The organism is Dechloromonas sp. HYN0024, from assembly GCF_003441615.1.
Classification (GTDB): domain Bacteria; phylum Pseudomonadota; class Gammaproteobacteria; order Burkholderiales; family Rhodocyclaceae; genus Azonexus.
The window spans coordinates 1,839,660-1,863,511 of the sequence record NZ_CP031842.1 but is presented as its reverse complement, the minus strand read 5'-3'; the positions used below and the strand labels follow the sequence as shown (position 1 = coordinate 1,863,511).

Genomic DNA, 23,852 nt, shown 5'->3' with positions numbered 1-23,852 from the left:
CAGGGTGCGTAAGGCGCGCGGCTTCACGCTGATCGAACTGGCGGTGGTGGCTGCCGTTGTCGGCATTCTCGCCGTCGCGGCAGTGCCGCTCGCCGAACTCAACAGCAAGCGGGCCAAGGAGCAGGAACTGCGGCGCTCGCTGCGGGAAGTTCGGGTCGGGCTGGATGCTTACAAAGCGGCCGTCGATTCGGGACATATCGCCAAGCGGGCCGGTGGTAGCGGCTATCCACCGCGCCTCGAAGACCTGACAGCCGGAATCGGCGACATTCAGACCCCGACGCTGACCAAGATTTACTTTCTTCGCCGCCTGCCGCGCGATCCGACCTTTCCCGATGCCACCGTGCCCGCAGCCCAAACCTGGGGCAAGCGCAGCTACGCCAGTTCGCCCGAGATGCCGACCGAAGGTGACGATATTTTCGATGTGTACTCGCTCTCCGACTCCACGGGGATCAACGGCGTTCCCTATCGTGACTGGTAACGCATGAAAAAGAACGGATTCACACTCATCGAGCTGATGGTGGTGATGGCCATCATTGCTACCTTGCTGGCTATTTCATCGCCGAAATATTTCCAGCATCTGCACCGTGCCCAGGAGTCGGCACTGCATGAAACGCTCTTTGTCGTGCGCGATGCCATCGACAAATTCCATAGTGATCAGGGGCGCTATCCCGACAGCCTCGATGAACTTGTCGAGCGCCGCTACCTGCGCAGTCTGCCCATCGATCCGGTGACCGACAGCACAAGCACCTGGGAGATCGTGCCGCCGCCTTCAAGCAAGACCAAGGGTTCGGTCTACGACCTGCACAGCGGGGCGCCGGGCGAGAGCCGCAGCGGCACCCCGTTCGCCGAATGGTGAAGCCGGGGGCGTCACAATGAAAGGCCGGCAAGGCGGCTTCAGCTATCTGTTCACACTGTTCATGGTTGCCCTCGGAGGCATCATGCTGGTCGCCTCGACGCAGACGGCGTGGATGGAGTCGAAGCGGGACAAGGAAGCGGAACTTCTGTTTGCCGGCAACGAGATCAGGAACGCTATCGAAGCCTACGCCAAGGCAACGCCGCCACTGCAGGCCAATCCCGGAGCAACCGGAACGGTCGGCGGGGGAGGGCAATACCCCATCCAATTGGAGGATTTGCTGGCAGATCACCGCCATACGCCACCCCTGCGCCATTTGCGCCGGATATACATCGATCCGATGACCGGCAGCAAGGAATGGGAGCTGATCCAGGAAGGCGGAAGGATCATCGGCGTCTATAGTCGGTCGCTGGAAAAGCCCCTGAAAACGGCAAAGTTTGGGAAAGGCTACGAGTCTTTTGCCAAGGCAAACAGCTACGCCGACTGGAAATTTTCCCCGATCCAGCAGGACACCGCCAAGCCTGCGGCGGCCATTAATGGACCTGTCGGTAATCCGTCAGCAGCGGGTCCGACGCCTGCTGTGTCGCCCGCCGATGAATCGCCATCCTCACAGCAATCGTCACCACTGTCGCCAATTGTCGAGTTCCCGCCTGATCCAACACCGGTCACGCCTGATAAACCGGCACAGCAAACTGCCGATGGTCAGCAGAGTAATGCGTATCGTGTCCTGCAATGCGTGATCGCTTATGGCAATGCCATGCGCGAGTGTCGTCGCGCTTCGGGTAATTCGGCCTGCATGGCGGGTGCCCAGGCCAGTCGCGATGCCTGTCTGGCCGGTGGGTGATCGCAATGGTCCGATCGGACTATTGTTGATCGATGAACGGACACGTTTAGGTCACACTTACGAAATCTCTGTTTCCCATAATCAACGCCTCGGCGCATGTCCCGTCCCCATGGCATGGGTGATGGTCTATCGCCATCGGTAATTCATCGACCCGCACGGGTTTTCCGGATTGTTTCGGGATTGTGTGCGAGGGATGGATCAAAGGCAGTTCATAGTTCTCACGCCCCCTGGGGTGACGAAGAGCGGGAATCGGAAAAGAAATCAGTGAACGATCTTGTAACCCTGGACAGCGTTGATGCCGAACGCCTGCTATACGCAATTGACACGTCGTTGAAGGTGTATCGCCGCCACCAGTTTTTTCTCTGGGTGCAGGGCGGCTTGCAGAGCATTCTGCCGCACGATACGCTGGTCTGTGCCTTTGGCGACCTTTCCGGAGGTCGTTACAAGATCGAGGCATTTTCCAGCCAGGAAGTTGACCGCGGTTTCATCGACGATATCGGACATCCGACCGAAGGACTGCTTTCCAAGCTGATCAACGAGTGGCAGCGCCTTGGCTGCACCCCCGCCATCATTCAGACCAGTGCGGCTGCAGGTGCGGCGCACCCCTCGCTGATGCCGGAACTGCACCGGCACGACGTGAGTTGCATTGCCGGACACGGCGCCTATGACTTTTCCGGAACGGAGGGTGCCTATTTTGCCTTTCTGCGCGTGCCCGAGCCGGTCTCGCCCCGCTTGCGCTACATGCTCGAAGTCTTCGTGCCATACCTGCGCATGGCACTGATTCGCGTCGTTGAAAGCGAAGCCGGTAATGACGCGGGGCTTCTGACCTCGCCGAAAGCATTGCTCAGCTCGCGCGAAATCGAGGTTCTGCAACTGTTGCATGAAGGCCGGACCAACCACGAGATCGGCCAGCGCCTCGACATCAGCCCGCTGACCGTGAAAAACCATGTGCAGAAAATTCTCCGCAAGCTCAATGCCAACAACCGCACTGCGGCCGCCGCAAAAGCCAAGGAATATCGCCTGGTTGACCTGGGTACTACGGAAAGCGCCTGAGGGGCGCACCGTTCAAGTCGCGCGCCCCGGCAACCATGGCATGCAATTGTCCTGACTGGCAAATGAAATGAAATCCTCGAATGTGCGTGCCATCCAAACGGTCAAACCGATGAATGACATAACCAGGCTTAGCGAGATTGAACAGGGCGGTCTCCTGCATGCCATTGAAACGGCCATTGATGTTCACAAGCGCAGTCAGTTTCAAGCCTGGATGGCCGGGCCATTCTTTCAATTACTGCCCCACGACAGCCTCGTCTGCATCGAGGTCGGCGATCACGGCAAGGTCAGCCTCGTCGAGTTCCTGCACCACCGCCTGGTCGACGCCGAACTCATTGATTTTCTCTGCGATCCCTCACAAGGACTGGCCATGCGCCTGATCCGCCTGTTTCGGACCAAGGCGCGCATGTCCTACGCCGTCGATACCACCTTGTTCGAATCCCTGCTCAAGGCATATCACCAGAACCGGCACCCGGAATCGAGCCAGCTGACCAACGCCGTGGTTCATCGCACCCGGTTCATGTCCGGGGCGGCCTATTTCTTCATTTTGTTCAATGTCCCGACCGAGCACCTGCAACGCAGTCCGCATCTTTTCAAGTTGCTCTCGTCGCACCTGAAAATGGTGCTGTCGCGGGTAATTCACACGCACGAAATGCATGGCCATGTCTCCCTGACCGAGCGGGAAATCGAAATTCTCGGCTGGATGGCCGGCAACAAGAGCAATCGAGAAATCGGCGTGGCACTGGCGATCAGTCCGATCACCGTCAAAACCCACGTTAACAAGATATTTCGCAAGCTCGATGTGCAGAATCGGGCCGATGCCGTGTCGCGCGGACAGGCGATTTTCGCCGCACGGCGTCTCGAGAACAAGGACTGACGGCCGGTCACGCGCCTTGCGTGGCCATGTCCAGAGGGCTTTTTTCGATGCCTAGTCCGTACGGACTATTAATGGCCGTTTCCGGGTATGTAGCGCTGTCACAGACTGTTACTAAAGTAAGCGCATCTGTGAAAAGTAGTCGGGAGTAGCGGTAGCCACCTCTCAGGCCAGACCTGCTGGAAAAATCAGGCAGCGCGAGAAGGCAGTTAGCCGTGTCCTAAGGTTTTACGGACTCTACCGGTACGCCGGTTCACGTTCAATTCGACCTTATTGGAGTTTTATTATGAAATTCAAGTTCAAGGCACTCGTTGCCGCCGTCGCCTTGGCTGCTGTTGCTGGTCAAGCTTCTGCTACCCTTGCAGCTCCGGCCTCAGCCGCTGCTACCTCTGATGTGATCTTCTTCGCCATCGACCAGGCTGCGGGCAATTCTTTTGCCTTTGACCTGGGCGCTGTCTCCGGTCTGACCACCCTGAACCAGAACATCACGGGTTCTGCTTTCAACGCCTACCTGGCTGCCGAAGGTGGTTCGCTGGCCAATACCACCTGGGGTATCGTTTATAACCAAGGTAACAATGCTGCATCCAGCCTGTGGGGTACCACCGTTACCGCTGGTACGCTCATCGGCAGCGAAACCTCTACCAAAATGTCCGGTGGCCGTGTTGTCCTGAATAACTTCTTCGCACTGACCGCTCTGACTGGTGCTGGTACTTCTGCCTACACCAATGCTGCCAATGCTGGTAATTTCACCAATGGCATGAAGAATAGCTGGGGCGGCAACGCTGCTGGCTGGACGACCGACAACGTCGTTGGTACCGCTGCTGATTTCTACACCGTGACTGCTGCTACCAGCGCCGCTGGCGGCACCCTGGTTGCTTCGGGCATCACCTTCGACGGTACGACTGTTGCCGTTGCTGCCGTGCCGGAACCCGAAACCTACAGCATGCTGGCCGCCGGCCTGCTCATGCTGGGTGCTGTTGCCCGCCGTCGCAAGGCCTAAATCCAGGCCAGTCCGGGATGCAGGGTGTGCCTGAGTTTCGGGTACACCCTGATCGCCGGGCTTCATGACTCATTACCGTACCCAGATATTCATCCCATTCAGGAGTCTCCCATGAAAGTCAAATTCCTCGCTGCTGCCTGCGCCGCCCTTGGTTGCGCTTCCGCCTTTGCCGCCACCTACGATCCGGCGACCACCGTCGCTGCCCAAACCGTTTACATCGCTGGCGCCTCGGCCCAGAAGAACGCCCTGTACGCTGCTGTCCCGACCACCGTTTTCGACACCACCAGCCACGGCGTTCTGTTCATCAACGGCGCCAACGGTGCGGTGGGCTGGCTCGGCGATGCCAAGGCTGCCTACGGCGGCGGCACGATGCTGGTCATCTACAACAGCACCAATGGTTCGGCCGCTGGCCTCAACCAGGTCATCTCCGCCGGTTCGCCGGAAGCCGAAGCTGTCGTCATGGCCTCCGGCAATATGACCGGTTGCGGCGCCAAGTCCGCTGTTGCAGCACCGCACACGGCTGCCGAGCAGATCACCTGTACCGGCCCGAACGCTGCCCGCGAAGCTGACGTGGCCCTGTCTGACGTCTATGCCAACGAATTTGCGCCTGGCCTGCTGAGCGCCGGTTCTGCCCTCAAGGCTGCCTCCACCTCTGCTTCCACCGGTATTGAAGGCTTTGGCGTCATCGTCAATGGCAATCTGTACGACGCGCTGATCACCAAGAACATCGCTGACGGCCTGCTGCCGGCTACCTGTGCTTCCGCCACCGCCTCCACGCTCGTGGTCGGCACCGGCAATGGCGCCTGCCAGCCGAGCGTCCGCTCTGCTGACTACGCCTCCTTCGTGACTAGCGGCGGCCAGTTCAACTCTTCCGACGCCTTCGGTGTTGCCGCCAACGACATTACCCTGTGCCGTCGTGACGACCTGTCCGGCACCCAGGCTGCCTCCAACATATTCTTCCTGAACAATGTTTGCGGTCTGGAAGGCCATTTGGGTGCTATTCCCGTCGTTACCAACGCCGACTCCAATGCCCCGACCTACAACGTGGTCGACGCCGCCAACGTTTCTACCGGCAAGGCTGAAGTCTGCGTCTGGTCGGGTTCTGCAACCGGCACGTCGGCCATGACCGGCTATGGTATTGGTGTTGTCTCCCTCGGCGAGAAGGATGCTGTTGATACGGCCCTTACCAAGCCCTTCTACTTCGTCAAGCTTGACGGCGTGAGCCCGAACTACAAAGCTAACGGCGCTTATGACAGCCTGCATCGTGCCAACCTGCTGAACGGCTCCTACAAGTTCGCCACCGAAATGGCTGCCTACGTCAAGTCCACCACCAGCCTGACGACCGGCGCCGGCAAGGTTGCCCGTGCCATCGCCGACGACATCGCCAAGGCCAACCTGTCGAACCTGACCGGTATTGCCTACCTGGCCGGTACCGCTGACGCAACCAAGACGGCTCGTTACACCAAGGGCGGCAACAACTGCTCCGTGTGGCAGTAATTTGACTTGAGGCGGCGCATCGGCGCCGCCTGTTGTCCTGAAACACGACCCTCTGCAAAGGGGGCCGTGTTTATTGTTTTTCTGAACCCCGGTCTGTATGCCCGGTAACAAACAATCGCAAAAATTGCAAGCCATGAATCTGTCCGCTCGTTTTTCATCATCGCCTGTCGGCGTTCTGAGCCGCATCGCGCTGTGCCTGATGGCCCTGCAATTTGGACCATCCGCCCAGGCCATCGACGCGGACCCGGCCATACCCCGCTTTGATATTCTCGAGTACGACGTTGAAGGCAATACCCGTCTGAGCGATGTCGATATCGAACAGGCAATCACCCCCTTTCTCGGTGAAGGCAAGACCCTGCAGGATGTCGAAGCTGCCCGTGGCGCCCTTGAGGCTGCCTATCACAAGGCCGGCTATCTGACGGTCCTGGTCTCGATTCCCGAACAGAAGGTCGATGACGGCAATGTGCGACTGAGAGTCATTGAAGGGCAGATCGAAAGGCTGCGCATCAAGAATGCCGAATTCCACAGTTCAAGCCGGATAAAGCAACAGTTGCCGGAACTCGCCGCAGGCAAGATTCCCTACTTTCCAGAAGTCCAGCGCCAACTGGAAGCGCTCAATCGCAGCGCCGACCTCAAGGCGACACCGGTGCTCAAGGCGGGTCGTTCTCCGGGGCTGGTCGAAGTCCAGATCGAAGTCGATGACGACCTGCCCGTCCACGGGAGCCTGGAACTCAACAACCGGCAAAGTCCCAACACGACGCCAACCCGCCTGTCCGGTAGTTTGCGCTATGACAATCTCTGGCAACTGGGTCACAGCGCCAGCCTGAATTTCCAGAGTTCGCCGGAAAAGACCGATGAAGTTCGGATGGTAGCCGGAACCTATGTCATGCCGACCGATGACCGGGGTAATGCGCTGGTCATGTACGCCGTCATCTCGCGCAGCAAGTTTGCCTCGCTGGCCGGGTCGCCCGGGCTGGGAATGCTGGGCAATTCGAATATTTACGGCACCCGCTATGCCATGGCGCTGCCCGGTCTGGAAAACTTCACCCATTCCCTGAGCCTCGGCCTCGATTACAAGGACGTCAAGCAAACGGTGGTGGTCGCCGGTTCGTCCGAACTGCCAACCCCGATCACCTACGTGCCTCTGGTTGCCGCCTACAACAGCAATTGGCTGGGCAACGCCAGCACCACATCGTTCGATGCTACGGCCACGCTGGGCATGCGTGGGCTTCTCGGCAACAACGAAGCAGAGTTCGCCGGCAAGCGGCAGGGCGCCAGCGCCGATTTTCTTGCTCTGCGTGGCGGACTTCTGCACACCGAATCAATCGGCCGCTGGTCGCTGGCCGGCAAGCTCGACCTTCAGTTTGCCTCCGGTCCGCTGGTCAGCAACGAGCAGTTCTCTGCCGGTGGCGCCGAGAGTGTGCGCGGCTATCAGGAAAGCGAACGCGTGGGCGACCGGGCCGTGCGCCTGGCATTTGAAATGCGCACCCCAAAGGTCAACCTCATGAAGGCGGGCGAACCGCTGTGGCTGAGTGGCCTAGCCTTTTACGAGGGGGCCAAGCTGTGGACCATGCAGCCGGTCTATCCGCAGCCCTCGACGCAACTCTTGCGGGGCGCCGGCATTGGGTTGCGGCTGGCCGGCAAACACGGTCTGAGCTTTGATCTCGACCTGGCACGTGCCCTGGATAACGCCGATATGACCCGTTCCGGCGACCTGCGGGTTCATTCCCGCCTCTTGTGGAATTTCTGAAAATGACCCTGCGTAAATCGACTTTTCGTCGCAATTTTCTGAGCGATTACCGCAAATCCGTTATCGCCGACGCGATCCAGCGCTGCTTTGATGGTTGCGCCGTGGTCGCTGCCGCCGGTCTGCTGGTCTGCAATCCGGCCATAGCGCAGAGTGCCCGTAACTGGACCGGCAAGATTCCCTTACCAAGTGGTCCGGTCAGCCAGAACCTTGTTTCCGGCAGCTCCACCATTCGCCAGCCGCAGATTGTCGCCGGCAGCTTCAATCCCTATCAGGTCAATGGCACAACCGCGACCATCACCCAGACCGATGCAGCAGGCATCCTGCGCTGGGATAGTTTTGATATTGCCCCAGGTTACAAGGTTACGATCATTCAGCCGGGAACATCATCGGTGCTGCTCAACAAGGTCAGTGGCGGCGCCTTCGACAACCAGACCGCCATCGACGGCATGCTTCAGGGGGTGGGCCAGATTTACATTTACAACCCCAATGGCATTGTGTTCGGCAAAAACTCCCGGGTGGATGTCAATTCCCTAGTGGCGACTACACTTAAGATCGACGACAGGCGTTTTCTCGAGGGTTTGCTGGCTCCGAACATTTCTCCGGTATTCATTGCCGATCCGGATGCCACGAAGACCGATGCCAATGGCGTGGTTTCGCTGGTCGGCCGGCCCGGTGCGATTACCGTCGAAGGCGATGGCACTGGTCAGGCCAGCATGACGGCCGGGACCGGCGGGAAAATCCTGCTCGTTGCACCGAGCATCGTCAACAACGGCCAGCTTTCCGCGCCGGATGGCCAGGTCGCCCTGGCTGCCGGGCAATCGGTCTATCTGGCCAGCCCCAGCGACATCCGCATGCGGGGCCTGCTGATCGAGGTCAACAATGACGCGGTCAATAGCGCCAACGGCAATCAGGCCATTCCGGCAGCGGGCAGTTCGGTGGTTAACGATGTTTTCGGCAAAATTTCGGTGGGTACCGGCAACGCCACGCTGGTTGGCCTTGCCGTCAACCAGATGGGCATGGTGTCGGCAACCACTTCGGTCAATGTCAATGGCTCGATCTACCTGCATGCCCGCGACGGTGCGACGCAGGGCAGCATTACCGCCCCGACGCCGCCTAACCATGGCGGCACACTGGTACTCGGTTCCAACAGTACGACCCAGATCCTGCCGACTTTGGAAGATCCGACAACCACTTCCGGCAGTTCCTTCAATCCCTCGCTGGTCGATCTCTCAGGCAAGAGCGTGCATCTGCTCAGCAATGCGAAGATTGTCGCCCCCGCTGGCGAGGTCAATGTCAGCGCCAGCGTGAGCGCGGAAACCCGGGGCGTCACGTCCACCCCGGGCAGCGGCGCCAGCATCGCACTCGATTCCGGTGCGCTCATTGATGTCTCGGGTACGACCAGCACCAAGCTGGCGATGGAAAGTAATGTCATCAAGGTCGATCTGCGCGGAACTGAATTCGCCGATGACCCGCTATTGAGAAACTCCATCCTGCGCGGCCAGACGGTCAGTGTTGATGCGCGCAAGGGCAACCTCAAGATCGCCAATATCCAGGGTTGGCTCGATCTCGTCGAACATGGTGTGGGCGAACGGTCAGCAACTGGCGGCACGGTAAAATTACAGGCCGATGATGCCATCGTCTTGAATGCCGATTCGAAGATAAATGTTTCAGGCGGTATCGTCAGCTATCTCGGTGGCAATGTGGTTACCTCGCAATTGAGCTCGCTTGGTCGCTATTTCGATATCAACAGTGCAACGCCGGACCGGATCTATGACGGCGTAGTTACGCCTGCGCCCGATCCGGTCACCGGGCTGCCCGATCCGCGAACTTTTGAGGCGGGCTACACCCAGGGTTATAGCGCCGGCACCATCACTGTCGTCGCCCCGACGCTGTCCCTCGTCGGTACCCTGAGCGGCACGGCCTCACCCGGCCCGAAACAGCGGGATATCTCGTCGGCGGGGCGGCCGTTGGGCGGCGCACTGGTTATAGGAAATCAGGTGGATCTTAGCCAGTCGCCCGATTTCGTCTATCAAAACAAGGTCACCATCGGCAGCGCGAACTCGGGCCTGGTGATTGATCCGACCACGCTGACCGACGCCGGATTTTCGCGTCTGAGCGTCTATGGTGGTGGCGACATTACGGTCAACGCCCCGGTTAAATTACCGGCAGGCGGCTCATTGACACTGATTTCAGCCGGAACGACCGAAATCAGTGCCCCCATCTCCGCGCCCGGCGGCAAGATTTCTGTGGGTTCGCAATCGCAGGTCACGGTCGATCCGGGCGTGCGGCTCGATGTTGCGGGCAAATGGACCAACGATCGCGTTCTTTCGGCGGCGGAAGTGGACGCTCAGGGCAACCCGATCAGTCCGCTGGTCAATAGCGGCGGTAGCATCAGTTTGAGCGGGCCGAGCATGGTGGTCGGCAGTGGCGCTTCTTTCGACGCCTCGGGCGGCGCCTGGATGAATAGCACCGGAAAGATTTCGGCAGGGACCGGTGGCAGCATATCGATCAGCGCATCGACCGATCCGGCATTTTCCCTATTGTCACTGGGTTCCGACCTTTCATTCAGCGCCTATGGCCTGAATGCCGGTGGCACGCTCACGCTGTCGGGTCGTGGCTTCACGCTCGGCGGCACGCCTACCGATGTCAATGATCTGGGGCTGTCCAGCAGCTTTTTCCAGAAGGGCGGCTTTGCCACCTACGACATCCGCGCCGCCCGCAATATCACCGTGGCGTCGGGCGCAACGATAGCGCCACGCGTGGATAACTGGATGTCCAACCGCCTCACGGCAAACGTTGCCAGCGGAAAGATGAGCGATGCCTTCAGCATCGCCACACTGCCGCTGGGATCGGTGCTTGGTTCACGTGGCGCCAGCAGCCTGCGCTTGTCGGCCCTGCCGCAACTTCTCGACGGCATGGGAAAAATCGACGTCGAGGCGGGTGCCAGCATCGTCACTGATCCGGGTGCCACGGTCAGCCTCGCCGCTGGTCGCCAGATCACGGTGGACGGCACCATCGAAGCGCATGGCGGCACGATCAACCTGACGCTGACCCCGGCCATCAACAGCGGTCTTCCCTATCGTCCGGAACGCAGCATTTGGATCGGCTCGCAGGCGGTTCTCGATGCCAGCGGTACGGCCAGCCGTCTGTGGCGGGACGGAACCGCTCTGACCCAGGGTAGTCTCCTGGGTGGCGGCACTATTCAGATCGGGCGTTTCGACAGTGGCAATCTGGTTGCCGCACCCGGCTATGTCGTGGTCGAAGCAGGGGCCCGACTGGATGTTTCGGGTACCACGGCAACGATGCAACTGCCAGTTGGATCGGCATCACGCGGTGGACAGCAGTCGAATCTTGTCGCCAGTGCCGGCGGCAGCATTGACATTCGGGCAAGCCAGGGTCTTGTCCTGGAGGGCACGCTTGCCGCGGCAGGTGGCAATACCACGGCGGCCGGCGGTAGTCTGTCTATTGTGCTCGACCGGGAATGGAAGCCGGGCAACCTGGATCCGGCCGGTTATCCTGCGGCGGCCCGAAATCTTCAGGTGACGGCCGACAACCGAAACATTCCGACTCTTCCTGCTGCCGATACGCCCCTGTCCGGCTGGGAAGGGCAGGGCTTCGTATTGGCCAGCAGCCTCAATCGGGGCGGCTTCGACTGGATCAAGCTGAAGAGCCAGAACGTCGTGAGTTTTGATCTCGGCAGAGGCAGTCTGGCACTCCGTGCGCGCGCCGGCCTGACCGTTGACGCCCCCGCCATTGCTGCTGCGCCCGGGGCTCTGGCCAACAGTTCGTTGACCCTCACTGCACCCTATGTCCAACTGGGTAGTGCCGATTGGCGTTATCAGACAGCCCCGGCATCCTCTGCTTCGACGGTTGGTGGCGTTTCGCTGGTAGCCGATGCAGGCACGGTGGACCTGATTGGCTACAGCGCCCTGCAGGGTTTCGATGCTGCATCAATCTATGCCACGGGTGATGTCCGTCTGGTCGGGCAGGTTGCAGCCGATCTGAATGCGACGCCGCCGACCTCTCAGCCCCTGATCGAGTCTACCGGCCGTTTTTCGGTGACCGGGAAGATGGACTTAACGTCGGCCCAGGTCTATCCGACATCGCTTAGCCAATTCGAGCTTGCAACGACGGGAAGCGGCAATGAAATTTCATTTGCGAGCAACGGTAATGCCGCGACGCAGCCGCTGACAGCAGGCGGCAGCCTGACGGTCACGGCGCAGAACATTACGCAGAATGGCGTGGTTCGCGCACCGTTGGGCTCGATCGTTTTCGATGCAGTCGATACCCTCAGCTATGGTGCGGCAAGCCAGACCTCAGTCAACGCCACCGGTACCATCCCCCTGGGTTTCGTGCAGAACGGCCGGGACTGGCTGTACGACTTTGGCAACGGAAATGCCGTTGATCTGAACAACGTCAATGCCACCAACTACTACGCACTGCCGGACAAACGCATCGTATCGCGGGGCCGATCGGTCAATTTTGGTAGCGGGGCGATCCTTGATCTATCTGGTGGTGGCGATCTCTATGCTTACGAGTTCACGCCGGGCCCTGGTGGGTCACGAGATGTCCTGGCCAAGGCAACAGGCAGTGCCTCGGCCAACGTCTTCGCCATCTTGCCGGGTTACAGCATCCCGGTCGCGCCGCGCGACTATCAGTATGCCCAGGACGGTGGTCTGAAGCCGGGTGACAGCGTCTACCTGTCTGGCGTCAGCGGTCTCGCCGCTGGCTATTACACCCTGTTGCCGGGCCACTATGCACTGATGCCGGGTGCCTTTACGGTTTCGGCTGTCGCCGGTACCACCGACATGGTCAGTCGTGGCAATAATCAGAAAGTTGACGGCAGCTGGATGGTTGCCGGCTACCGGGCGACGCTGGGTGGCGGTAGGGATAACCGCTGGTCCGGCTTCCTGCTGACATCGGCAGCACAGGTACGCACGCAGTCCGAATTTGCCGACTATTCGGCCAACAAATTCCTCTCCTCCCTTGCCACATCTCCCGTGAGTGGTGGCCACGTCGTGTTCGACGTATCCCAGTCGCTCAATCTTGACGGCGTGGTTCGTCTGGCGGCTGCCGCCGGCGGCAGCAGCGGGATTGCCGACATTTCGGCTCCCGAGATCGCGATCGTTTCCGACCGTGCGTCCGCCTTGCCGGGCGAATCGGGCGCCGGCGCACTTAAGCTGGCCGTCGGTGACCTGACAGCCTTGGGGGCCGACAGCCTGTTGCTGGGCGGTGTGCGCACCGCCAGTGGCGCCGTCGATCAACTGGTGGTCGGAGCGGACAAGATCATTGTCGCGAACAGTGAAGCGACCGCACTCACCGGTCCGGAAATCATTCTGGCGGCAAACGGCACCATTAAGATGAAATCCGGCAGCTCATTGGTTGCTCAGGGAACACTGAGTCACACGCCGCGCGCGCTGGCAATTTCCGACAAGTCGTCACCGACCACCGGTGCCGACGGTGCCTTGTTGCGGGTCAGCACCGGCGCCCAGATAACAGCCCAGCGTAGCCAAATCGCTGCGGATGGTTCTATTTCTGCGCCGGCCGGTGCGAAGGGAACGCTTGAGGTCGAGGCCGGAGCGAAACTGGCCGCTACCGGCTCGGTCATGCTCGATGCCACCAAGTCGACGCTGGTTGGCGGGCCGCTCGCTCTGGGCAACGGTACCGCCCTTGGCCTGGGCGCCAACCGTATCAGCTTCGGGTCCGGGGCTCCGGGCGATGTCTCGGGCCTGAGATTTGACGATGCGGCGCTGTCTGCGCTGAACAATCTCTCCAGCCTGAGTTTCACCAGCTACAGCACCATCGATGTTTACGGCACGGTCAATCTGGGCAACAGCGCAACCCAAAATCTGAGCTTTATGGGTGCCGGCATGCGTGCTATGGCCGGCGGCCACCCCACACAAGCCACATTCACAGCGCAAACCATCCGCTTCGACAATGCCGGAGTCGATGCGACGACCGGCGCTAACGGCGGCAGCGTGACATTCAATGCCAGGGATATCGAGATCGGCAACGGTGCCTTTGCTCTGCACGGTTTCACTACGGCGACACTCAGCGCCAGCAACGATGTCCGGGCAGCCGGAAAGGGTGGCGCATTGAGTACTGATGCAAACCTAGTTGTCGCAGCCGGACGGATAACCGCACGCGGCGGTGCAGATGCAGCCTTGACCGCTGCCGGAGCGCTGCACTTGAACCAGGGTCACAGCGTCGTGGGTACGCTGGCCGCACCGGAATCGGGCGGCAGCCTGTCGTTTGTCGGCAATGACATTGTTTCCGACGCGACAATTGTCGCCAATTCAGGCAAGGTCAAACTGACTGCCTCCGACAGGATCGATATAAATCGCGGCACGATCAGCGCTGCCGGTACGTCGCAGGTCTTCGGTAGTACCGTGGCCTATGCACCCGCCGGCAGCATCGCGCTGGATGCCGGCAGCATTTTGCTGGGCAGCACCGCGACCCTCGACGTTTCCTCAGTTGGCGCCGATGCCGGCTCGATTTCGGTAAAAGCCGTTAATGGCAGCGGCACAGGCCAGGCAACCCTCAACGGCACCATGAAGGGAACGGCCAGGTCCGGTATCGACGGTTTCGTTCCGGCCCAGGGGCGTTTTGCCATGGATGTCGACCAGCTTGACCCGGCCATGAGTTTTGGCGCACTCAACGCCAAGCTCGACAGCAACGGTTTTACAGAATCGCGTGCTTTCCGGGTGCGTCATGCCGACGTCGCACTGGCCAATAGCGAAACAATGACAGCTCGTCAGAGCGTCATCGCAGTCGATAACGGCAACATCAACATTGCCGGGAAAATTGATGCGCGCGGCCCCAAAGGCGGTAGCATCGAGCTTTATGCGGCCGAGGACCAGGCAGGGACGGGTAGCGGCAATATCGTCATCGCCAGCACCGCCCGCCTGGTCGCATCGGCAAGCACCGTGGTGACCAGTGCAGCTGGCTCGACCGGTGATGGCGGCAGTATCGTCATCGGGACGGCTACGGCAAACGGTAGCCAGCCGACGGCCATTAGCGGGGATGCCAGCATCACCGTAAATTCCGGTGCTGTGCTTGATGTCAGCGGCAATGGAGCCGGCCAGGGCGGTACGTTGCTGCTGCGGGCGCCTCGTCTGAATACCAACAATGATGTGGCAATTGTTGCCTTCGATACGTCGACAGTGCAGGGAAGCCGCTCCATCGGAATTGAGGCCTACAAGGTTTACACGGCCAGCAGAATCAGCGCTGCTGCAGATAGCTCCACCAACCTCAATGTGGCCAATACGAGCGGTGCTGCGACTGGCAAGATGTATACCGAGGCCAATACGTTCATCGCTAACGCCAGCACCATTCTCGGTCGGTTTGCCGGCAGTCAGTCGGTGGCGCTGATGCCCGGCATGGAAGTGCGCTCCACGGGCGACTTGACCGTCTCCGTCAACGAAACCCTGGCTACCGGCTCCAAGCAGAATCGCGGCTGGAATCTCGACACGTGGCGATTCAACGGCCAGCCCGGCATGTTGACACTTCGCGCCGGCGGAAATCTGCTGATCAACGGCTCGATCAGCGATGGCTTTGACAAGGCGACTGCGGCGACCGCAGCCATGCCGGATTGGTCGCTCGATACATCGGCCAGAGGCGCATCGTCATGGAGCTACCGCCTGGTCGGTGGTGCCGATAGTGCTGCAGCCAACCCGCAGGCGACCCTGCTCAACACGGGCGATGTGCGACTGAGCTTCGCCCGCACCTCGGGAACCGGTACCGACCTACCGGTTGCCATGGTGCGTACGGGTACCGGCTTCATCAACATCGCCGCCGGGCGTGATGTCCTGCTCGACACCCTGGATCTGACGACTGGCACCCTTCTTGGCGGCTCATTCGTCAGCATGGCCAACTTCAGCGGAAACCCGACGGTTGGCGCAAGCCTCTATACCGCCGGCAAAACCAGTGCCTTGTCGACTGCGATCAAGAGCAACAACAATGCGGCGTATGGCAGCACGACCTCGACCGGCGCCGGCTTCACGAGTGGCGGTGGGGCAATCAGCATTCTGGCGGGGCGCAATGTCGTGGGGCCGGTCACCAACCAGATGATCAACAACTGGCTGTTTCGACAGGGCCGAAGCTACGAAGATGCAACCGGTGCGATCCTCTTCGACAGCAAGAGCGGAAAGTTGCAAAACACCGCCTGGTGGTCGCGGCCTGATTATTTCAACCAGGGCATAGCGACTTTCGGCGGCGGCGACATTACGGTGATTGCCGAAACCGGTGATGTCACCAATGTCTCCGCGAGCGTAGCCACCAACGCCAATTTCTCTGGAACCTCTCCAAGCAATGGGCAGTTGATTGAACAGGGTGGCGGCGATCTTCTCGTCCGTGCTGGTGGCGACATCCGTGGCGGCGTGTTTTATGCACAGAAAGGTAGTGCCACGCTCAGCGCTGCCGGATCCATTGTTGCCGGCGACCACATTGTTGAAGACATGAGTGTTTCCGGTACCGGGCCAAACGGTGGTGCGCTCGTTTCGCTGCGTCCGGTTCTTGCCGGCGGCGATACGCAGTTCCGGGTAAGCGCAGGCAAGAATCTGGAGATTGAGAGCGCCTTCAATCCGACAATGGCTGTCCAGAGCGCGACCAACGTCACCGGAAACATCGGCGACCCGTTTACCCTGACCCCGGGTACCCTGCCGGAAAAATTCAGCACCTATTTGACCTACGGCAGCACCAGCGCCGTAACCCTGACATCCGTCTCGGGCAACGTGCTGCTCAGCGAAAACGCCAATGCGATCAAGGCAGCTGGCGGCACCGAACTTCTCGACCTAGGTGACAGCTTCCTAGGCTTCTATCTGATGTACCCCGGCACACTGCGCACCGTGGCCCTGAACGGAAATATCACCTTCCAGCACGGCTTCAGCCTGGCGCCTGCGGCATCCGGGCAGCTTGACCTGCTCGCCAAGGGTAGCATCGTCGCCCAGTTCAATCGCGACGCGAATGGCGTACCAACCGGCACCACGCAGCCGATCGTCATGATTGATCGCGATCCGGCAACGATGCCGACGGCGCTATCCCCCAAGGGGGTTGATCAGTCCATCGTCGATGCCCTGCAAGCCGGCGCCGATGGCTTGTCATTCCACACGGCGGGCGGCTTGCATGCCAGCGATACGAATCCGGCTCACATCATTGCGATCAACGGCGATATCGACTTCCGGGGTGATGGCTATTTCCCGGCCACGGTCGTTCTACCCAAACGTGCCGAGATATCCGCAGGTCGCGATATTCTGGACTTCGGTTTTGCCATTCAGCAGCTATCGACGTCCGATGTCACTACGGTCACTGCCGGTCGGGACATCGTGACGACGACCAAGGTTGGCGGCAAGAACGTGGTGGGTGACGTGGTGACCGGACCCGGGCGCATTGATTTCACCGCTGGCAGAAATTTCGACCTGGGCAATGGCACCGGCGTGGTTACCCGCGGCAATCTGGACAACCCCTATCTGCCTGCACAAGGAGCAGGAATCGATATCGTCGCGGGGGCAAGACCGGACTACGCGGTATTCATTTCGCTGTTCTTCAATGCCAATAACTTTAGTGCGGCGGATTTGCCTGCCACGGGCCAACAAGCCTTCATCGCCTATATGACCCGGCTTTATCCGTCATTGGGAACGAACCTGACAACCCTGACGCAGCGTTTCAATGGACTCCCGGACGCCCAGCGGAATGGCTTCTTCCTGGCCAACAAGGAATTGCTGAATGACGCGTTTTTCAATTATGTCCGCACCATTCCTTCCTCCGAACTTATGGCGGGTTTTCTTTCTCCGACGCTGACTTCAGCCTGGCTGCGTGCCCCGGAGGTAAGCACTCTCGGACTCTCGCAATCAACGGGAACGACCACCGACACCTGGCCAACGGGCGATCAGGTGAAACTCATCGCGTACATGCGTTCGCTTGACCCGTCGCTGCCTTCTGAAATCACGCCGGATCGCGCGGTCGAACTGTTCAAGGCCTTGCCGATCCCGAAGCGCATCGCATTTGTAACGTCCTACACCGACTACCTGTCATTCCTTGGCAGCAGCAGTGATAAAGGCAAAAATTTTAACCTTGAGGTCTTTGATGCCATCATCGCCGGCCTATTCCCGACTGCATCGATTACCGGCGGCGACGTCAACGTCTTTGGCAGCCAGCTGAAAACAGATCGAGGTGGCTCGATCAATGTCTTTGCGCCAGGCGGGTCAGTTTATGCGGGCCTGACCAACATCCCGGGCTATCTGAAAACAAAGAAAGCCTCCGACCTCGGTATTTTCACGATCGGCGGGGGTGATTTGCAGTCCTTGGTTAAAACCGACTTCCTGGTCAATCAGGGACGGGTCTTCACGCTGGGTGGCGGTGGTATCACGCTGGTTTCCCAATACGGCAATATTGATGCCGGAAAGGGGGCGAAAACGGCGCAGTCTGCACCACCGCCCTTGCTGACCACCGATGAAAAAGGCAATACCCAGGTTGATATCTCGAGCTCGATTTCCGGCTCCGGGATTGCGACCCTGAGAGCCGGGCCCGATGTGCCGGAAAGCAGTGTCTATCCGATTGCTCCGCGCGGCATCTTCGACGCAGGTGACGCTGGCGTTCGCTCGACCGGCGGAGTCAATATCGTCGCTCAGACCGTTCTAAACGCCAATAACATTGCTGCTGCAGGCAGTGTTTCCGGCGCCAAGACCACCGACACCAGCGGCCTCGGTGGGGCCGTTGCGACCCCGGCCAGCACGCCTGTCGCCAAAACGGACAGCTTCAACAACACCGGAGCGGCCGATCCCAACGCCGCTACCAGCTTGACCGTTGAGTTGCTTGGTTACGGTGAAGCCAGTTCCGCCGGGGTTGTTGCGCCAGCTGCTCCGGTTACCGCACCAGCTTCCCGCAATACGCAACAGGCCGGACGGGAAGAACGCACCGCTGAGCGCAACTTTCAACAGCCGGTAACACAAGGCAATCAGACTGTGACGCCTGTTGAATCAGACGACCAACGCAAGAAGAAAAAGCTCCTTTGACTCCCCAACCATTACTGATGAAACCCATGACCTCAATGCGCTCCGGCCTGACGGCCCTCCTCCTTTCCGTGTCGTTGTTTGCCCATGCGGGAGACTGGGCGCATAAACAGAAGGTGACGCTCGACACGACGCCGACGGGGGCGGAACTGAAGCAGGAAGTCACCCAGATTCCCGTGGCCGTGCGTCTGCATAGCGGTAATTTCACTTTTGCCGATGCCAAGCCGGATGGTTCCGATGTGCGCTTCATGTCGGCCGATGGCAAGACGCCGCTCAAGTTCCATCTGGAACAGTACGACCCGACCAACGAACTGGGCATGGCCTGGGTGCAGGTGCCGCGCGTTGCGGCCAATGCCAAGGCGGCCGGCTTCGTGATCGAGTGGGGCAAGGCCGATGCACCGGCTACTGCCGATGCCAAGGGCACTTACGACGCGGCGCAGATTTTTGCCCTGCACCTGTCCGCCCCGGATGTCGGACGCGACGCGACCGGCAATGCCAATAGCGCCCGTGAAGCCGCCGGCAAGCCGGTAGCGGCCGGGCCGATGGGTGGCTCGCTGGAATTCGATGGCGCCTCGCGTCTGGTCCTGCCGGCCTCGCCGTCCCTGCGCATCGCGTCGGCTAACGGTTTTACCTTCACCACCTGGGTCAAGCCGGTGGCAATGGAAGGCGGCAAGCTGATGAGTATCGGCTCGCTGAGCATCGGCCTGGTCGCCGGCATACCGGTCGTTTCCCTGGGCACCACCCAGGTCAAGGCCGGCACAGCGCTCAAGCCGGGCCTCTGGCAGCATCTGGCGGTGACCGCCGTGGCCGGCAAGGTTTCGCTGTTTGTCGATGGCGCAGCTGCTGGCAATGGAGATCTTGCCCTCACCGATCTAGCCGGCGATGTCGTCCTGGCTGATGGGTTCCGTGGCGAGGTCGATGAAATCGGCCTGGCTGGCGTGGCGCGCTCGGCTGACTACATCAAGGCGCTGGCTGTGAGCCAGTCGGCAGAATCGCCGATGGTCAGTTTCGATGAAGAGGTGGGCGGCGAAGGCATCAACTACTTCTCCATCCTGCTCGGCGCGGTGACGATTGACGGTTGGATCGTCATCGGCATCCTGATCATCATGTTCGTCATCAGCGTCGTGGTCATGGTCGGCAAGGCGCAATACCTGTCACGCCTCAAGAAGGGCAATGCAGAATTCCTCGAGCGCTTTGGCGAGTCCTCGGCCGAAATGCTGACGCCGGGTTCGGCCATCGCCGAAGCGCAGGCTGATGACCCGCTTCTGCGTCATTCGAGCATTACGCGCCTGTATGCCGTCGGCCTGCGCGAAATCGCCCACCGCTTTGACGCCATGGGCAAGCTGGGCGACACCCCGGCACTGTCCGGCGCCGCCCTCGATTCGATCCGCGCCTCGCTCGATGCCACGCAGATTCGTGAAGGCCAGCGCATCAACAGCCAGATCGTGCTACTCACCATCGCCATTTCCGGCGGCCCCTTCCTCGGCCTGCTCGGCACCGTGGTCGGCGTCATGATCACCTTCGCGGCCATTGCTGCAGCTGGTGACGTCAATGTTAACTCCATCGCGCCGGGTATTGCGGCAGCGCTGGTCGCCACCGTGGCCGGTCTGGCGGTCGCCATCCCGGCGCTATTCGGCTACAACTGGCTGGCTTCCCAGATCAAGAACGTGACGGCTGATATGTCGGTGTTTGCTGACGAGTTCATTACCAAGGCCGCGGAACTGCATTCGCGCTGAGAGGTTTGATAAATGCAGGTTCAGGAAGAACTCCAGGCCTATGACGATATCAACGTCACGCCCATGCTCGATCTGGCTTATGTGCTGCTGGTCATCTTCATCATCATGACCACGGCCTCGGTACAGGGCGTCAAGGTCGAGTTGCCGAAGACTAAGAACACCGCCAGTCTCGCCAAGCCGGGGACCAAGGCGGTCACCATCTCGGAGCGGGGTGATATTTTTCTTGACGCCTATCCGGTAACTCTGGAGGTCCTCGGTCAGCGCATCGATCAGCTCAAGGGCGGCAACCCGTCCCTGCCCATAGTCGTCAAGGGCGATGGTAAGGCACATTACGGCAAGGTTATGGCCGTCCTTGAACTGCTCAAGTCGCACGATATTACGGATGTCGGGCTGGTCACGGTGAGAGCCAAATAGCATGCACGTTCAAACCGAAACCAAACCCTACGACAGCATTAACGTCACGCCGATGCTCGATCTCGCCTATGTGCTGCTGGTCATCTTCATCATCATGACCACGGCCTCGGTGCAGGGTCTCAACATCAACCTGCCCAAGCCAAGCAACAAGCCGAGTACGGTCAAGAAGGAAATGCGCATTGTCCAGGTCATGCCGGGCGGCCGCCTGCTGCTCAATGGCGCCGGGGTCTCGATGCCGCAGCTTGAGTCGCTGCTGACGGCCCTCCACAGCCGTGATCCCGAGTTCTCGCTGGTCGTCAAGGGCGATCCCGAAGCCGATTATGCCAATGTCGTGGAAATTATCGACCTGGCCGGACGCCTCAATATCTCAAACCTCGGTCTGGTCACCGCCAGGATAGGAACCTGACATGTCCCAACACGAGAATGAAGAGAAAGCGGATCGCCGCAAGTTGATCATCATGGCCGTGGTCGTCGTGGTTATCGTGGCGCTTGTCGGCTGGGGACTCTATGGAATGTTTGGCGGCAAAAGTGCCACCACCAAGAAGCCACCCAAGATATCGCTGATTCCCAACACGCCACCACCACCGCCTCCACCGCCGCCCAAGGAAGAAAAGCGCCCGGAACCTCCCAAGGAGCAAAAGGAGGTGAAGATGAACGAGGACAAGAAGGAGCAGCCTCCGGCCGACCCCTCCCTGAAAATGGAAGGCGCCGCTGGCGACGGCCCCAGCATGTTCGCGGCCGGCAAGGTGACGAGCGAAGACCTCAGTCGCGTTGGGGCCGGCACGGGCGGCGGTCTGGTGAATCCGTTCAACACCTACGCCATGTCCATCAAGGGCGAGTTGCAGCGCCATCTGGCCAAGCGCCCAGAACTGAAGCGCCGCCAGTACAAGGTTGATCTCCTGCTCTGGGTCGCCGACGACGGCCGCCTAAAGCATTACGAGTTGGTCGGTTCGTCGAAAGATGATGAGACCGATGAATCCATACGGGCAGTCCTCGCCACGTTTGCCACATTTTCCGAACCACCGCCGGCAAAAATGCCGCTTCCGATAAAACTGCGTATCGTGGCCAGTGGCCGCGGGTAATCAAGACCCATGAAAGCTCTGTAATGCGACCTATTCCTACGCCCCCGACCAAAATTTCCTGTGCCGTGCTCGCCGCCATGATCGTTCTTGGCACGCCGATGGTTGCCAAGGCGGCCGAGTCATCCCCGGATGCCCAGCGCGAAATGCGTGAGCAGATCAAGCGCGAGCTGCGTGCCGAGATGAAGGCGGAAATGGTCGACGAAATCCGTCGCCAGATCATGGCCGAACTTGCAGCCAGCGGAGTCGTTGCCACGGCCCTGACAGCGGCAACCCAGAGTCCGGCCGCAACTGCCGGTGTCCCGGCCGACGCGAGCAAGGGCCGCGTCGTACGCGTCCCCTACATCCCGGAATCGATGAAGCGCGAAATTCGCGAGCAGTTGAAGGGTGAAGTGCTGGCGCAGGCCAAGGAAGAGCGCTGGGGCAACCCCGGTGCCCTGCCGGAATGGCTGGATCGCTTCACGTTCGAGGGCGATGTGCGATTGCGCGAGGATTCCATCCGGCTCGGGCAGAGCAATACACGTTCAGGCAGCCTGGCGGGTAATACTTCCGGCTTGAGTCCTTCGCTTCTCCCCGGCCTGACGCGCGGCGCTGATCTGGCCGGCAATGTGGACAACGTGAATACGACTGAAGATTTCAATCGTACCCGCCTGCGTCTCAGGTTTGGTGCGGCGGCCAAGGTTTCCGATTCGGTCACAGCTGGGTTTCGTCTTGCCACCGGTATTACCACCGGCCCGACGTCTACCAATCAGACCATGGGGCAGGGGTTCAACAAGTACTCGCTGGTTCTCGATCGGGGCTACCTTACCTTGCAGCCGACTTCGTGGCTCAGCCTGACGGGCGGCCGTATCGCCAATCCTTTTTTCAGTACCGATCTGGTTTGGGCTGATGACCTGAGTTTTGAAGGTGTGGCAGCAAGTGCCTCCGTTCCTTTCTCTTCAAGACTCCGCGGCTTCGCCTCGGTTGGCTGGTTCCCCTTGCGTACTGACAATCCGCTACAGACCAAGTCTCGTGACCTGACCGGCGTACAGGCTGGTCTGAAGTGGCATCTTGCATCGGCGACCGATCTCAAGGTCGCGGCGGCACTGTATGACTATCGTGGGATAGCTGGCGCAATTGAAACCGATGCCCGCTATAACCTTGGCAATCCCGTTCCCGACTACGGCACACGCTATGAATATCCGAGCAGCATGCGGCAGCGGGGAAATACCTTGTTTACCGTAAATGCCAATACGGACTATATTTTGCCTGCCTACTGGGGCCTCGCCTCCGAGTTCCGCGAATTCAATCTGACCGGTTCGCTGGATATCGCCAACTTTGACCCTGTACATATTGTCTTGACCGGCGATTACGTGCGGAATCTGGCTTTCGATCGCAGCAGGATCGCAGCTAGAACCGGCTATACCATTACGGACGGCAAGGATTCAGGCTATCTCGGCAAGATTGGCGTCGGATACCAGACCACCTATACGCCGGGCAGTTGGAATGTCTCGCTGGCTTATCGCTGGCTCGGCAGCGATGCTGTGGTCGATGCTTATACCAACTCTGACTTCGGTCTGGGTGGCACCAATTCCAAGGGCTACATCCTCGGTGGCAGCTATGGAATCTACAAGAACACATGGGTGTCGGGCCGTCTGATGGCCTCGCAGCTGATCGACTCGATGGCGCCGAAAATTTCGTCGACGGCAACGTCCACCAAGCTTTCAGTCGACCTGCTCCAGGTCGAGCTGAATTCGAGGTTTTAAG

Annotated in this window: 14 protein-coding genes; all 14 read left to right on the top strand. The window is 59.9% G+C overall.

Going from position 1 to position 23,852, the window contains the following annotated elements; genetic code table 11:
• Nucleotides 1–4: 4 nt before the first annotated feature.
• The 14 genes from HYN24_RS08975 (at nucleotide 5) to HYN24_RS08910 (ending at nucleotide 23,851) form a co-directional block, all read left to right on the top strand.
• Nucleotides 5–478 carry a type II secretion system protein gene (locus tag HYN24_RS08975; protein WP_240327645.1) on the top strand — a complete coding sequence of 158 codons (474 nt, stop codon included), beginning with the start codon at nucleotides 5–7 and terminating at the stop codon, nucleotides 476–478.
• Between the two features lie 3 nt (nucleotides 479–481).
• Nucleotides 482–856, top strand: a complete 375-nt coding sequence (locus HYN24_RS08970) for a type II secretion system protein (RefSeq protein ID WP_117608931.1) — start codon at nucleotides 482–484, stop codon at nucleotides 854–856.
• Between the two features lie 16 nt (nucleotides 857–872).
• A complete protein-coding gene (locus HYN24_RS08965) occupies nucleotides 873–1,697 on the top strand; it encodes a type II secretion system protein (protein WP_117608930.1) in 825 nt (274 codons plus the stop codon).
• 264 nt (nucleotides 1,698–1,961) lie between these two features.
• Entirely contained in the window at nucleotides 1,962–2,750 is a 789-nt protein-coding gene (gene epsA / locus HYN24_RS08960) for an XrtB/PEP-CTERM-associated transcriptional regulator EpsA (RefSeq protein WP_162888675.1), read from the top strand.
• A 67-nt stretch (nucleotides 2,751–2,817) separates the two neighbouring features.
• Nucleotides 2,818–3,624: a helix-turn-helix transcriptional regulator gene (locus HYN24_RS08955; RefSeq protein ID WP_117608928.1), complete on the top strand. Its 807-nt coding sequence runs from the start codon at nucleotides 2,818–2,820 to the stop codon at nucleotides 3,622–3,624.
• A gap of 283 nt (nucleotides 3,625–3,907) precedes the next feature.
• Nucleotides 3,908–4,621 carry a PEP-CTERM sorting domain-containing protein gene (locus tag HYN24_RS16020; RefSeq protein WP_205421360.1) on the top strand — a complete coding sequence of 238 codons (714 nt, stop codon included), beginning with the start codon at nucleotides 3,908–3,910 and terminating at the stop codon, nucleotides 4,619–4,621.
• Nucleotides 4,622–4,732: 111 nt separating this feature from the next.
• A complete protein-coding gene (locus HYN24_RS08945; RefSeq protein ID WP_117608927.1) occupies nucleotides 4,733–6,118 on the top strand; it encodes a hypothetical protein in 1,386 nt (461 codons plus the stop codon).
• Nucleotides 6,119–6,251: 133 nt separating this feature from the next.
• Nucleotides 6,252–7,868 carry a ShlB/FhaC/HecB family hemolysin secretion/activation protein gene (locus HYN24_RS08940; protein WP_162888674.1) on the top strand — a complete coding sequence of 539 codons (1,617 nt, stop codon included), beginning with the start codon at nucleotides 6,252–6,254 and terminating at the stop codon, nucleotides 7,866–7,868.
• A gap of 2 nt (nucleotides 7,869–7,870) precedes the next feature.
• Nucleotides 7,871–18,880 (top strand): filamentous haemagglutinin family protein, encoded by an 11,010-nt coding sequence (locus HYN24_RS08935; RefSeq protein WP_117608925.1) that lies wholly within the window; start codon nucleotides 7,871–7,873, stop codon nucleotides 18,878–18,880.
• 26 nt (nucleotides 18,881–18,906) lie between these two features.
• Nucleotides 18,907–20,613, top strand: coding sequence for a DUF2341 domain-containing protein (locus HYN24_RS08930; protein ID WP_205421359.1), 1,707 nt, complete (start codon nucleotides 18,907–18,909; stop codon nucleotides 20,611–20,613).
• Nucleotides 20,614–20,625: 12 nt separating this feature from the next.
• Nucleotides 20,626–21,027 carry a biopolymer transporter ExbD gene (locus HYN24_RS08925; protein WP_117608923.1) on the top strand — a complete coding sequence of 134 codons (402 nt, stop codon included), beginning with the start codon at nucleotides 20,626–20,628 and terminating at the stop codon, nucleotides 21,025–21,027.
• A 1-nt stretch (nucleotide 21,028) separates the two neighbouring features.
• Nucleotides 21,029–21,433 carry a biopolymer transporter ExbD gene (locus HYN24_RS08920; RefSeq protein WP_117608922.1) on the top strand — a complete coding sequence of 135 codons (405 nt, stop codon included), beginning with the start codon at nucleotides 21,029–21,031 and terminating at the stop codon, nucleotides 21,431–21,433.
• Nucleotide 21,434: 1 nt separating this feature from the next.
• Complete coding sequence (locus HYN24_RS08915) at nucleotides 21,435–22,109, top strand: TonB C-terminal domain-containing protein (RefSeq protein WP_117608921.1); 675 nt, start codon at nucleotides 21,435–21,437, stop codon at nucleotides 22,107–22,109.
• Between the two features lie 23 nt (nucleotides 22,110–22,132).
• The gene (locus HYN24_RS08910) at nucleotides 22,133–23,851 is read left to right on the top strand and encodes a putative porin (protein WP_117608920.1); all 1,719 of its coding nucleotides are present in this window, start codon (nucleotides 22,133–22,135) and stop codon (nucleotides 23,849–23,851) included.
• The last annotated feature ends 1 nt before the right edge of the window (nucleotide 23,852 follow it).

Bases quoted from the DNA above. Each gene is read 5' to 3' on its own strand.
- HYN24_RS08970 (WP_117608931.1), top strand. From the start codon at position 482: ATGAAAAAGAACGGATTCACACTCATCGAGCTGATGGTGGTGATGGCC.
- HYN24_RS08965 (WP_117608930.1), top strand. From the start codon at position 873: ATGAAAGGCCGGCAAGGCGGCTTCAGCTATCTGTTCACACTGTTCATG.
- HYN24_RS08955 (WP_117608928.1), top strand. From the start codon at position 2,818: ATGAAATCCTCGAATGTGCGTGCCATCCAAACGGTCAAACCGATGAAT.
- HYN24_RS16020 (WP_205421360.1), top strand. From the start codon at position 3,908: ATGAAATTCAAGTTCAAGGCACTCGTTGCCGCCGTCGCCTTGGCTGCT.
- HYN24_RS08945 (WP_117608927.1), top strand. From the start codon at position 4,733: ATGAAAGTCAAATTCCTCGCTGCTGCCTGCGCCGCCCTTGGTTGCGCT.
- HYN24_RS08940 (WP_162888674.1), top strand. From the start codon at position 6,252: ATGAATCTGTCCGCTCGTTTTTCATCATCGCCTGTCGGCGTTCTGAGC.
- HYN24_RS08935 (WP_117608925.1), top strand. From the start codon at position 7,871: ATGACCCTGCGTAAATCGACTTTTCGTCGCAATTTTCTGAGCGATTAC.
- HYN24_RS08930 (WP_205421359.1), top strand. From the start codon at position 18,907: ATGACCTCAATGCGCTCCGGCCTGACGGCCCTCCTCCTTTCCGTGTCG.
- HYN24_RS08925 (WP_117608923.1), top strand. From the start codon at position 20,626: ATGCAGGTTCAGGAAGAACTCCAGGCCTATGACGATATCAACGTCACG.
- HYN24_RS08920 (WP_117608922.1), top strand. From the start codon at position 21,029: ATGCACGTTCAAACCGAAACCAAACCCTACGACAGCATTAACGTCACG.
- HYN24_RS08915 (WP_117608921.1), top strand. From the start codon at position 21,435: ATGTCCCAACACGAGAATGAAGAGAAAGCGGATCGCCGCAAGTTGATC.
- HYN24_RS08910 (WP_117608920.1), top strand. From the start codon at position 22,133: ATGCGACCTATTCCTACGCCCCCGACCAAAATTTCCTGTGCCGTGCTC.